Annotated in this window: 22 protein-coding genes; all 22 read right to left on the minus strand. The window is 37.8% G+C overall.

Translation table 11 applies throughout. The annotated features are described in order from the left end of the window. Position 1: 1 nt before the first annotated feature. On the minus strand, positions 2-352 hold the full coding sequence (rplR, locus tag CHU_RS15295; RefSeq protein WP_011586495.1) for a 50S ribosomal protein L18: 351 nt from the start codon (positions 350-352) through the stop codon (positions 2-4). Positions 353-359: 7 nt separating this feature from the next. Further along, positions 360-914 carry a 50S ribosomal protein L6 gene (gene rplF / locus CHU_RS15300; protein WP_011586496.1) on the minus strand — a complete coding sequence of 185 codons (555 nt, stop codon included), beginning with the start codon at positions 912-914 and terminating at the stop codon, positions 360-362. A 23-nt stretch (positions 915-937) separates the two neighbouring features. Then, complete coding sequence (rpsH, locus tag CHU_RS15305) at positions 938-1,330, minus strand: 30S ribosomal protein S8 (RefSeq protein WP_011586497.1); 393 nt, start codon at positions 1,328-1,330, stop codon at positions 938-940. A 101-nt stretch (positions 1,331-1,431) separates the two neighbouring features. Continuing rightward, positions 1,432-1,701: a 30S ribosomal protein S14 gene (rpsN, locus tag CHU_RS15310; protein ID WP_011586498.1), complete on the minus strand. Its 270-nt coding sequence runs from the start codon at positions 1,699-1,701 to the stop codon at positions 1,432-1,434. A 9-nt stretch (positions 1,702-1,710) separates the two neighbouring features. After that, the gene (gene rplE, locus CHU_RS15315; protein WP_011586499.1) at positions 1,711-2,265 is read right to left on the minus strand and encodes a 50S ribosomal protein L5; all 555 of its coding nucleotides are present in this window, start codon (positions 2,263-2,265) and stop codon (positions 1,711-1,713) included. After that, on the minus strand, positions 2,265-2,600 hold the full coding sequence (gene rplX / locus CHU_RS15320; RefSeq protein ID WP_011586500.1) for a 50S ribosomal protein L24: 336 nt from the start codon (positions 2,598-2,600) through the stop codon (positions 2,265-2,267). Before rplX ends, rplE begins: the two co-directional genes overlap by 1 nt. A gap of 5 nt (positions 2,601-2,605) precedes the next feature. Next, complete coding sequence (gene rplN, locus CHU_RS15325) at positions 2,606-2,974, minus strand: 50S ribosomal protein L14 (protein ID WP_011586501.1); 369 nt, start codon at positions 2,972-2,974, stop codon at positions 2,606-2,608. 2 nt (positions 2,975-2,976) lie between these two features. Further along, the gene (gene rpsQ, locus CHU_RS15330; RefSeq protein WP_011586502.1) at positions 2,977-3,240 is read right to left on the minus strand and encodes a 30S ribosomal protein S17; all 264 of its coding nucleotides are present in this window, start codon (positions 3,238-3,240) and stop codon (positions 2,977-2,979) included. A gap of 34 nt (positions 3,241-3,274) precedes the next feature. Then, positions 3,275-3,463 carry a 50S ribosomal protein L29 gene (gene rpmC, locus CHU_RS15335; RefSeq protein ID WP_011586503.1) on the minus strand — a complete coding sequence of 63 codons (189 nt, stop codon included), beginning with the start codon at positions 3,461-3,463 and terminating at the stop codon, positions 3,275-3,277. 1 nt (position 3,464) lies between these two features. Further along, positions 3,465-3,887, minus strand: a complete 423-nt coding sequence (gene rplP, locus CHU_RS15340; protein WP_011586504.1) for a 50S ribosomal protein L16 — start codon at positions 3,885-3,887, stop codon at positions 3,465-3,467. Between the two features lie 33 nt (positions 3,888-3,920). After that, entirely contained in the window at positions 3,921-4,685 is a 765-nt protein-coding gene (gene rpsC / locus CHU_RS15345) for a 30S ribosomal protein S3 (RefSeq protein ID WP_011586505.1), read from the minus strand. 5 nt (positions 4,686-4,690) lie between these two features. Beyond that, complete coding sequence (gene rplV, locus CHU_RS15350) at positions 4,691-5,239, minus strand: 50S ribosomal protein L22 (RefSeq protein WP_011586506.1); 549 nt, start codon at positions 5,237-5,239, stop codon at positions 4,691-4,693. Between the two features lie 29 nt (positions 5,240-5,268). Beyond that, positions 5,269-5,538, minus strand: coding sequence for a 30S ribosomal protein S19 (rpsS, locus tag CHU_RS15355; protein ID WP_011586507.1), 270 nt, complete (start codon positions 5,536-5,538; stop codon positions 5,269-5,271). Next, entirely contained in the window at positions 5,538-6,377 is an 840-nt protein-coding gene (gene rplB, locus CHU_RS15360) for a 50S ribosomal protein L2 (protein WP_011586508.1), read from the minus strand. The genes rpsS and rplB overlap by 1 nt, the downstream gene beginning before the upstream one ends. Positions 6,378-6,393: 16 nt before the next feature. Then, complete coding sequence (gene rplW / locus CHU_RS15365; RefSeq protein WP_011586509.1) at positions 6,394-6,681, minus strand: 50S ribosomal protein L23; 288 nt, start codon at positions 6,679-6,681, stop codon at positions 6,394-6,396. Between the two features lie 8 nt (positions 6,682-6,689). Next, entirely contained in the window at positions 6,690-7,316 is a 627-nt protein-coding gene (gene rplD / locus CHU_RS15370) for a 50S ribosomal protein L4 (RefSeq protein WP_011586510.1), read from the minus strand. 2 nt (positions 7,317-7,318) lie between these two features. Next, the gene (rplC, locus tag CHU_RS15375; protein WP_011586511.1) at positions 7,319-7,939 is read right to left on the minus strand and encodes a 50S ribosomal protein L3; all 621 of its coding nucleotides are present in this window, start codon (positions 7,937-7,939) and stop codon (positions 7,319-7,321) included. 193 nt (positions 7,940-8,132) lie between these two features. After that, positions 8,133-8,438: a 30S ribosomal protein S10 gene (gene rpsJ / locus CHU_RS15380; RefSeq protein WP_011586512.1), complete on the minus strand. Its 306-nt coding sequence runs from the start codon at positions 8,436-8,438 to the stop codon at positions 8,133-8,135. 4 nt (positions 8,439-8,442) lie between these two features. Continuing rightward, entirely contained in the window at positions 8,443-10,548 is a 2,106-nt protein-coding gene (gene fusA, locus CHU_RS15385) for an elongation factor G (RefSeq protein WP_011586513.1), read from the minus strand. A gap of 18 nt (positions 10,549-10,566) precedes the next feature. Beyond that, complete coding sequence (gene rpsG / locus CHU_RS15390; protein ID WP_011586514.1) at positions 10,567-11,034, minus strand: 30S ribosomal protein S7; 468 nt, start codon at positions 11,032-11,034, stop codon at positions 10,567-10,569. 7 nt (positions 11,035-11,041) lie between these two features. Continuing rightward, a complete protein-coding gene (rpsL, locus tag CHU_RS15395; protein ID WP_011586515.1) occupies positions 11,042-11,455 on the minus strand; it encodes a 30S ribosomal protein S12 in 414 nt (137 codons plus the stop codon). A 161-nt stretch (positions 11,456-11,616) separates the two neighbouring features. Next, the gene (locus CHU_RS15400) at positions 11,617-11,949 is read right to left on the minus strand and encodes a DUF3467 domain-containing protein (protein ID WP_011586516.1); all 333 of its coding nucleotides are present in this window, start codon (positions 11,947-11,949) and stop codon (positions 11,617-11,619) included. Position 11,950 lies beyond the last annotated feature (1 nt).

An 11,950-nucleotide genomic window follows, 5' to 3' on the forward strand; every position in this document is an offset into this window, starting at 1 on the left:
ATTAGAATGCTAAACCACCTTCTCTTGCACCTTCAGCCAATGCTTTCACACGACCGTGATACAAAAAGCCACCTCTATCAAAAACAATGTTTTTGATGCCTTTAGTAGCTGCTTTTTCTGCAATTTTTTTTCCTACTAATGTTGAAATTTCGCATTTAGTACCTTTACTAGACTTGAATTCAACAGAAGAACAGCTTGCAAGAGTTAAGCCACTGATATCATCAATTAATTGAGCTGATATACCTGTATTGCTTCTGAATACAGATAATCTCGGTTTCTCAGCAGTACCAGAAATTTTATTTCTGATACCTCTTTTTATTCTGAGCCTTCTAAGATCTTTCTTAGTTGCCATGTCTTATTTATTTAGATGCTGTTTTACCAGCTTTTCTTCGTACAACTTCTCCTTTGAATCGAACACCTTTACCTTTGTAAGGTTCGATTTTTCTTAGAGATCTGATTTTTGCAGAAACCTGACCGATTAACTGCTTATCAATACACTCTAAAGTAACGATAGGGTTTTTACCCTTTTCCGTTAACGCTGAAGCTGAGATTTCTGAAGGTAACTTCAAAAAGATACCGTGAGAATATCCTAAGCTTAATTCAAGAATGTTATTAGTAGCTGTTGCTTTGTAACCAACACCAACTAATTCAAGTTCAACTTTATAGCCTTGGCTAACACCTTGAACCATGTTGCTGATTAATGAGCGATACAAACCATGTAATGCTTTGTGTCTTTTTTGCTCAGTTGGTCTAGCAACTACAACCTTTCCATCTTCTACGGAAACTTTGATATCTACATCAACTTGTTGAGTAAGAGTACCTTTAGGGCCTTTTACTGTCACAAGATTACTTGGTGATACAGATAATTCAACTTTTTCCGGAAGAGTTACAGGTAATTTACCGATACGTGACATAGTATTCGTCCGAAATTTTTAAATTAATATACAAAGCAAAGAACTTCTCCGCCTATATTTAGATTCTTAGCCTCTTTATCGCTCATGATACCTTTTGAGGTAGAAACGATAGCTACACCAAGACCATTTAACACGCGTGGCATAGTTTCAGCGTGTGTGTATTTTCTCAAACCTGGCTTACTGATACGCTCAATCTTAACGATCGCTGATTCTTTTGTAAGCGGGTGATATTTTAAAGCTATTTTAATAGAGCCCTGAACAGCACTCTCTTCAAATTTATAGCTTTGAATATAACCTTTATCAAATAATACCTTAGTAATCTCCTTCTTGATATTTGAAGCAGGAACCTCAACAACGCGATGCTTTGCTTTTATCGCGTTTCTGATTTTTGTAAGGTAATCGGCTATTGGATCCATATATTTAACAATTCTAACAACTTTAATAAGAAATTAAAAGCCCTAAAAGGGCCTGCAAAGGTACGATATTATTTTTTAATAATAAAGTATTTTGAAATAAATTACCAACTGGCTCTGGTTACACCTGGAATTTTACCATTTGCAGCAAGTTCTCTGAAAGTAACACGGTTGATACCGAATTTTCTCATGTAACCTCTTGGACGACCAGTCAACTTACAACGATTGTGCAAACGTACTGGAGAAGCATTTTTAGGTAGTTTATCTAAACCTACATAATCACCTGCTTCTTTTAGAGCTTTTCTTTTAGCAGCAAATCTTTCAACTGTTGCCTGCTTTTTTCTTTCTCTAGCTTTTACCGATTCTTTAGCCATGGTATATTGTTATTTTTTCAGAGATGCAAACGGCATACCGAATGCTTTCAGAAGTTCAAAACTTTCTTCGTCTGTATTGGCAGTAGTCACGATCGTGATGTCCATACCAGTAATTTTATTTATTTTATCAATGCTGATTTCAGGGAAAATGATCTGTTCTTTTACACCTAATGTGTAATTTCCACGACCGTCAAAACCTTTATCGTTGATACCTTTGAAATCACGCACACGTGGTAAAGCCACTGCCGTTAAACGGTCAAGGAACTCATACATGTGATTACCTCTTAACGTAACTTTAGCACCGATTGGCATATTAGCTCTAAGTTTGAAGTTAGAAACATCTAACTTTGATTTAGTAGCTACTGCTTTCTGACCAGAGATCAATGTAAGTTCATCAACACCTACATCAACTAATTTCTTGTCAGCTACAGCTGCACCAATACCTTTATTGATTACAATCTTTGTAATCTTAGGAACTTGCATAACGGAAGAGTACTGAAACTTCTTCTTTAGTTCCGGAAGAATATCATTAAGATATTTATCTTTTAATCTAGGATTAGCCATTACTTGATTACCTCCCCTGACTGTTTAGCGTATCTAACCATTTTGCCGTTTTTATCTTCTTTACGGCCGATTCTTGTTGCTTTTCCTGTTTTAGGATCAGCGATCATCAATTTACTGATGTGAATAGGAGCCTCTTTCTTAACGATGCCACCGTTAGGTACATTCGCTGTTGGCTTATTGTGCTTAGTAACAATATTGATACCTTCTACAATTGCCTTTTGGTTTTCCTTATCTACAGAAAGAACTTTACCGCTCTTTCTTTTATCATCACCAGAGATAACAATAACGTTATCACCTGTGCGGACATGTAGTTTTGTTTGTTTGTTGCTTGCCATACGAATTAAAGAACTTCAGGGGCTAATGAAACGATTTTCATAAATTGCTTGTCTCTCAATTCGCGCGCAACTGGACCGAAGATACGAGTACCTCTTGGTTCATCATTATTGTTTAACAAAACTGCAGCGTTATCAGAGAAACGGATGTATGAACCATCCGCACGCTTAACTTCTTTTTTGGTGCGTACCACCACGGCTTTAGATACCGTACCCTTCTTCATATTGCTTGAAGAAATTGCTGACTTTACAGTCACAACAACTTTGTCGCCAATTGAAGCATATCTTTTACCTGTACCACCTAGTACACGGATTACTAATACTTCTTTAGCACCACTGTTGTCTGCTACGGATAGCCTTGATTCCTGCTGTATCATGATTACTTAGCTTTTTCAATGACTTCAACGAGTCTCCAACGTTTCAATTTACTTAATGGTCTTGTTTCCATAACGCGCACTGTATCACCAATTCCGCATTCCTGATTTTCATCATGGGCCATTAATTTTGTAGTTTTGTGTATGAATTTACCATACTTAGCGTGTTTTACCTTACGTTCAACAGCTACAGTAATAGATTTATTCATCTTATTACTAACTACTTTGCCAGTTCTTTCTTTTCTGGCGTTTCTTAGAATCTCTTCCATTATAGTTCGGTAGATTTAATCTTTCGACCTTAACTTATTTACTTTTTGCAGTAAGTTCAGTACTCAATTGAGCGATCAGCTTACGAGTATGACTTATTTTCATCGGATTCTCAATCGGAGAAATCGCATGCGCAAATTTCAGCTTGTGCAAGTTCTCTTTTTCAGCAACGATACGTTGCTTTAAATCTTCTACCGATAAACCTTTTATTTCAGCAGTTTTCATATTATGATGCTACGTAATCCGGTCTTACAATAAACTTTGTTTTGAAAGGCAATTTTTGCGCAGCCAAACGCAAAGATTCTTGTGCCGTTTCTATTGATACTCCACCTGATTCGAATAAGATTGTACCCGGTTTGATACAAGCAACCCAATATTCAGGAGCACCTTTACCTTTACCCATACGAACCTCTGCAGGTTTTTGAGTAATTGGTTTGTCTGGAAACACTCGGATCCAAACCTGGCCTTCTCTTTTCATTGCACGTGTCATTGCGATACGTGCTGCTTCGATTTGGCGAGCTGTAATCCAACCACCTTCTAAAGACTTAATTGCAAAAGAGCCGAAAGCAATTCTATGACCGCGGGTAGCAACACCAGTTACTCTCCCTTTTTGCTGCTTTCTATATTTTGTACGTTTTGGCTGTAACATGACTTTATTTTATATACAGACAGAATCTCTGTTCTATTTGTTAGACTTTTTTCTATTACCTTCGCCGCCTCTTTTTCTTCTAGGACCGCCTTGATTAGGAGAAGCGTTATCATTGTTAGAAGAAGAACTTGCTCCAGATGCAGCATTACCTACATTGGGTGATAAATCTCTTTTACCATATACTTCACCTTTAAAGATCCATACTTTGATACCGATTTTACCATATACAGTTAATGCTTCACTCACAGCGTAGTCAATGTCAGCACGTAATGTATGTAGAGGAATACGTCCTTCTTTATATTGATCAGTACGTGCCATTTCAGCACCACCTAAACGACCGGATAATTTAATTTTAATACCTAGAGCACCTACACGCATCGTACCGGCAATTGCTTGCTTCATTGCACGACGGTAAGAAATTCTAGCTTTTAATTGTTGAGCTATTGACTCTCCTACTAGAAGAGCTTCCATTTCAGGTCTTTTAATTTCAAAGATGTTAATTTGAACATCTTTACCTGTAATTTTCTTTAACTCTTCTTTAATTTTATCAACTTCAGCACCACCTTTACCAATTACAACACCAGGTCTAGCAGTATTAATAGTAAGGGTTACTCTTTTAATAGTTCTTTCGATAACTATTTTAGAGATTCCGCCTTTAGGAATACGAGCAAGTACATATTTACGTATTTGTTCATCTTCAACTAATTTGTCAGCAAATGTCTTGCCTCCGTACCAGTTAGATTCCCAACCTTTAACAACTCCTAAACGGAAACCTATCGGATTAACTTTTTGTCCCATGGTAATTAATTCGCTTTAGTTTTAGCTTTGCTTTTTTCACCAGTTGCCTTTTTAGCAGTAGCTTTTGGCTTAGCAGCAGCAGTAGCAACAACTTCTTTTTCTTCAACTACTGCAACTGGTGCAGCAGGTAGCTCTTTTAAAGAATCAATAACGATTGTTATGTGATTTGATCTTTTACGAACTCTATACGCTCTACCTTGAGGAGCAGTGCGAAGTCTTTTAAGAACTCTACCGCCATCAACAAAAATTTCGCGAATATATAAATCTGCATCTTCAACTCTAGCTTCAGAGTTTTTAGCTTGCCAATCAGCAACTGAACCAAGTACTAATTTTTCTAATTTTCTAGCACCTTGTTTAGCCTGGTATTTTAAGATACCTAACGCTAACGTTACACGCTGTCCTCTTACAAGATCAGCAACAAGTCTCATCTTTCTAGTAGAAGTCGGAACGTTGTTAAGGTGTGCCTTAACTGCTCCCTTTGCTGCTGCTTCTTTAGCTGCTGCAATCTTCTGTCTTTTGAGAACCGATTTTTTTATTTTAACTGTCGTTTCCATTGGAATACTTTGTCAACTTAATGACTTAATTATTTCTTACCTTTTGCAGCGTGACCTTTGAAAGTCCTTGTTGGTGAAAATTCACCAAATTTATGTCCTACCATGTTTTCTGTAACATAAACAGGGATAAATTTATTTCCGTTGTGTACTGCGAAAGTATGTCCAACGAATTCAGGAGATATCATTGATCTTCTTGACCAAGTTTTGATCACAGTCTTCTTAGCTGAATCATTCAACGCCTGAACCTTATTGTCAAGACGGAAATCTATGTATGGGCCTTTTTTGAGCGAACGTGACATTATTTACTCAATCTTTTGTTAACTCTTTTTTTAACTATCATATTCTTAGAATACTTGTTTGCGCTTCTGGTTTTACCACCTTTAGCATACAAGCCTTTTCTAGATCTTGGGTGACCGCCAGATGAACGACCTTCACCACCACCCATAGGGTGATCAACCGGGTTCATTGCAACACCTCTAACACGTGGTCTTCTACCTGCCCATCTTGTGGCGCCGGCTTTACCTTTTGTAAGGTTCATGTGATCAGCGTTAGAAACCGTTCCGATAGATGCGTAGCAAACTACAAGAACCATTCTCATTTCACCGGAAGGTAATTTAAGCGTAGCATATTTACCTTCACGTGCTACCAACTGAGCATATGTACCTGCGCTACGTGCCATTGCAGCACCTTTGCCTGGTTTTAACTCAATATTGTGTACAACAGTACCTAGAGGAATATCTGATAAAGGAAGACAATTGCCAACTTCTGGTGCAATACCAGGTCCGGAAAGAATAGTATTACCTACTTCTAATCCCGTTGGAGCAATGATGTATCTTTTTTCACCGTCTGCATAAGACAATAAAGCGATACGTGCAGTACGGTTTGGATCGTATTCGATCGTTTTAACTACTGCAGGAATAGCGTGCTTATCGCGTTTGAAATCGATAATACGATACTGTTGTTTGTGACCACCGCCAATATAGCGCATAGTCATTTTACCTTGGCTGTTACGGCCACCTGATTTCTTAATAGAAACAACAAGTGACTTTTCAGGAGTAGATGTAGTTACGTCATCGTATGATGCGGCTACTCTAAATCTTGTACCAGGTGTAATCGGTCTGAATTTTTTCAGTGACATGATGGAACCTTAATGATTATAGATTACCGTAGAAATCTATGATTTCTCCGTCTTTAACTTTTACGATTGCCTTTTTGAATGAAGATGTCTTTCCGGATAAGAATGAACCTTTGCTATAGCGGGTCTTCTTTTTACCAGGAGCGATCATGGTTCTTACTTCTTCAACATTGACGCCGTACATTTTTTCAACTGCTTGTTTGATGGCAACTTTGTTTGCATTTTTATCTACAACAAAGCCGTATACTCCACCTTCATTCTGTGCAGATACCTTTTCGGTAATAAGTGGTTTCTTTAAAATACTCATGACTCTAATTAGTTGAGTAATGCTTCAATTTTCGAAACAGATCCTTCAGAAATAACTACTTTGTCTGCATTCACTAAATCATATGTATTGATTTGGTCTACGCTAACAACTTTAGCTTTTTTCAAGTTTCTGCTTGAAAGGATTATATTCTTATCGATATCAGCGATTACGAATAAAGTCTTTTTTGTATCCAAAGAAAGATCTTTAAGTATTGCTAAATAATCTTTAGTTTTTGGGGCATTCAAAGTGAAGTTCTCAAGGACTGTCACGTTGCTTTCTTTCAGTTTGTGGCTGAATGCAGACTTACGTGCAAGGTCTTTAACTTTTTTATTTACTTTGAAACCGTATGTTCTTGGTCTTGGACCGAAGATAGTACCACCACCAACAAATATTGGTGATTTACGGCTACCTGCTCTCGCACCGCCTGTACCTTTTTGCTTTTTAAGTTTCTTTGTTGAGAAAGAAACTTCAGCACGTTCTTTAGCTTTATGAGTACCTTGTCTCTGGTGAGCAAGATATTGTTTCACATCTAAATAGATCGCGTGGTTGTTAGGCTCTACCGCGAAGATATCGTCAGAAAGAACTACTTTCTTTCCAGTATCTTTACCTTTTATATTTAATAAGGAAAGTTCCATAATTACTTCTCAATTAAAACGTAAGAATTTTTAGAACCTGGTACAGAACCACTAACAACTAATAAGTTGTGCTCAGGATAAACTTTCAAAATTTGTAAATTCTGAATTTTAACTCTGTTGTTGCCCATTCTACCAGCCATACGAGTACCTTTAAATACACGTGCAGGGAAAGAACATGCACCAATTGAACCAGCGTGACGAGCTCTGTTATGCTGACCGTGAGTTTGACCACCCACACCACCAAAACCATGTCTTTTTACAACACCTTGGAAACCTCTACCTTTTGCAGTACCAACTACATCCACGAAGTCACCTTCTACGAATACGTCTTGTGCTGCTAAAGATTGACCAAGAGTCAATTCATTTTCAAAACCTTTGAATTCAACAAGCTTTCTTTTTGGAGAAACACCTGCTTTTTTGAAATGACCCAAAAGAGGCTTAGTCGTGCTCTTTTCTTTTTTATCATCGAAAGCTAACTGAACAGCTTTGTAACCGTCTGTTTCTACAGTTTTGATTTGCGTGATAACGCAAGGACCAGCTTCGATTACAGTACAAGGAACATAATTCCCTACTGCATCATATACGCTTGTCATCCCTACTTTTTTACCTATAATACCGGACATCACCCTAATATTTTACGGACAATACAATTTAATTATTTAACCCTTCGCTAAAAAGGGACTGCAAAGATACGAAAAAATACATGTAACCAAAATTAGTTTACGTTTATTTTCGCTTAAATGAGCCCTTTGTAGAAAAGAAATGTAATACTTTCGTATTACATCCTATATTTTTTCTATCAAAAGAAAGATTCTATCAAACTTTGATTTCTACGTCTACACCACTTGGCAACTCTAATTTCATTAGAGCATCCACTGTTTTAGAACTTGTAGAGTAGATATCAACCAATCTTTTGTATGTACAAAGCTGGTACTGATCTCTGGATTTCTTGTTAACGTGTGGAGATCTCAAAACGGTGAAGATCTCTTTTTCTGTTGGCAAAGGAATTGGACCACTAACAACAGCCCCGGTAGCCTTAACAGCTCTTACAATTCTTTCGGAAGATTTATCAACCAAATTGTGATCGTAAGATTTAAGTTTTATTCTGATTTTTTGATTCATGATATTATTTGCTTACAGCAGTACCTTTAACTTTAGCTACTATAGTTTCTGCAAGGTTTGCAGGAACGAATTCATAATGAGAGAATGTCAATGAAGCAGTTGCACGACCAGAAGAGATTGTTCTTAAGTCAGTCACATAACCGAATAGTTCAGACAATGGAACGTCAGCTTTGATAACCTGAGCACCCATTTTAGAATCCATCCCCTTCATCATACCTCTTCTTCTGTTCAAGTCACCTGTTACAGGACCAGTGTATTCTTCAGGAGTAACAACTTCAACAGACATGATCGGTTCCATGATTTTAGCACCTGCATTTTTAGCTGCTTCTTTGAAACCTTGTCTTGCTGCCAATTCAAATGACAATGCATCTGAATCGACATCGTGGAATGAACCATGATTTAAACGTACTTTCATTGATTCCACAGGGAAACCAGCGATTACGCCATTTTTCATTGCTTCTTCAAAGCCTTTTTGAATAGAAGGAATAAATTCTTTTGGAATTACACCACCAACAATTTTATTCTCAAATTCAAGGCCTAATTTATCATCTTCACGCGGAGATAATTCGAATACGATATCTGCGAACTTACCACGACCACCCGATTGTTTTTTGAAAACTTCACGGTGTTCAGTGCTTTTAGTTAACGACTCTTTGTAAGCAACCTGAGGAGCACCCTGGTTAATTTCAACCTTGAATTCACGTCTCATACGATCGATGATAATTTCAAGGTGTAATTCACCCATACCTCTAAGGATTGTCTGACCAGTTTCCTGATCTGTATGCACGTGTAACGTTGGATCTTCTTCTACCAATTTAGCGATAGCAACACCCATTTTATCAACATCTGCCTGTGTCTTTGGCTCAATCGCATAACCGATAACCGGCTCTGGGAATACCATTGATTCAAGGATGATTTTGTTTTTCTCGTCACACAATGTATCACCTGTTTTGATATCTTTGAAACCTACTACAGCTCCAATATCTCCACAGTGTAATCTGTCAATTTGATTTTGCTTGTTGGCATGCATCTGGAAAATACGAGAAATTCGCTCTTTATTTCCGGAACGTGTGTTGTAAACATATGAACCTGATTCCAATAGACCTGAATATGATCTTACGAAACATAGACGGCCTACAAATGGATCTGTTGCAATTTTGAAAGCTAATGCACAGAATGGATCTGTTTCAACCGGCTTACGCACAACTTCTTTATCTGTATCAGGATTAATTCCTACTAGATCATCTTTATCTAACGGAGAAGGTAACAACTCCATTACATAATCAAGCATGGTTTGAACACCTTTGTTTTTGAATGAAGAACCGCACAACATAGGAACGATTTTCATATCTAAAACAGCTTTACGCAATGCTGTTAATATTTCAGTTTCCGAGATTGAATTTGGATCTTCGAAGAATTTCTCCATCAAAGTCTCATCATAATCAGCTACTGCTTCTAATAATTTCTCTCTGTACTCAAGTGTCTCATCAACCATATCAGCTGGAATAGGCACTTCCGTGAAAGTCATACCTTTGTCAGCTTCATTCCAAACGATTGCTCTGTTGTTAACTAAGTCAACAACACCTTGAAAATTATCTTCAGAACCGATCGGTAATTGCAATGGAACAGCATTGCTGCCTAACATTTCTTTAACCTGCTTACATACGTTTAAGAAGTCAGCACCGGAACGGTCCATTTTATTAACGAAACCTAATCTGGCTACTTTGTAGTTGTTGGCTAAACGCCAGTTTGTTTCAGATTGTGGTTCAACACCATCAACCGCACTGAATAAGAATACTAAACCGTCAAGTACACGTAATGATCTGTTTACTTCTACAGTAAAATCCACGTGACCTGGAGTATCAATAATATTTACGTGATATTGGTTATCTCTGTATTTCCAACCAACTGTAGTGGCAGCAGAAGTAATCGTGATACCTCTTTCTTGCTCTTGAGCCATCCAGTCCATTGTTGCTCCACCTTCGTGTACTTCACCGATTTTGTGGTTTACACCAGCATAGTAAAGAATACGTTCAGTAGTTGTAGTTTTACCAGCATCAATGTGAGCGGCAATACCAATATTTCGTGTGAATTTTAAATCGCGAGCCATAATATTGTTTGCAGAAAATTAGAATCTGAAATGTGAGAATGCTTTGTTAGCTTCAGCCATTCTATGTACGTCATCTCTCTTTTTAACTGCAGCACCTTCACCTTTAGAAGCAGAGATAATTTCACCAGCTAATTTATCAGTCATAGTTTTTTCACCGCGAGAACGAGCGTAGTTAATCAACCACTTCATTCCTAAAGCCATCTTTCTATCCGGACGAACTTCAGTCGGAACCTGGAATGTAGAACCACCTACACGACGGGAACGAACCTCAACCTGAGGGCTCACGTTGTTAAGTGCTTTTTTCCAAACTTCTAAACCGCTTTCAGATGTTTTCTTTTCAACTAATGCAACTGCATCATAAAAAATACTGTATGCTGTGCTTTTCTTGCCATCATACATTAAGCTGTTTACAAATTTAGTAACCATAGTGTCACTAAATTTAGGATCAGGAAGAAGATATCTCTTCTTTGGTTTCGCCTTTCTCATATTCTAATTATTTTTTCTTGCCTTTTGCAGGAGCTGCAGCAGCCTGGCCTGGTTTAGGTCTCTTAGCACCGTATTTAGATCTACTTTGTTTTCTACCGTTTACTCCGGCAGTATCTAATGCTCCACGAACGATGTGGTAACGAACACCTGGAAGATCTTTTACTCTACCACCTCGGATCAACACAATACTGTGTTCCTGAAGGTTGTGGCCTTCTCCGGGAATATAAGCATTCACCTCTTTAGAGTTTGTTAAACGCACCCTCGCAACTTTACGCATCGCAGAGTTTGGTTTCTTTGGTGTTGTAGTGTACACACGTGTACATACGCCCCTTCTTTGTGGGCAGGAATCTAGAGCAGGAGACTTTGACTTGAATACAAGTTGTTCTCTTCCTTTTCTTACTAATTGTTGTATAGTAGGCATTTATCCTAAGTATTTAACTATTCTCAATTTATCGGACTGCAAAGGTACGCTAATTTGGCGATTCTGCAAATTGTGGATATTATTTTTTTTCAAATTCATCCACATCTTATCACCATTTTGCGCATTCTTTATTAATTAATGCTCAATTATTTAGATTTCAATCAGGCTTCTCCTACCGGACCTCCAAAATTCATCGGAAAACGTGGAAATTCTTCCTGATCTTTTATCGGGCCAAATGCTTCTTCGTATTTCACGATATTGTCGTTTAAAGCCTGTAATAAGCGTTTTGCATGTTCGGGAGTTAGTACGACCCGCGCTTTGACACGTGCTTTGGGAACTCCAGGCATCATACGAATGAAATCTAATACAAACTCGCTGTTAGAATGTGCAATCATAGCTAAATTAGCATAAACACCTTCTGCCATGTCTTCCGGCAACTCAATGTTTAATTGATTTTGCATCATTTCTTCAGCTGGATTATTTTTGATAGCCATT

Origin of the sequence: Cytophaga hutchinsonii ATCC 33406 (assembly GCF_000014145.1) — a bacterium.
GTDB classification, from domain to species: Bacteria; Bacteroidota; Bacteroidia; order Cytophagales; family Cytophagaceae; genus Cytophaga; species Cytophaga hutchinsonii.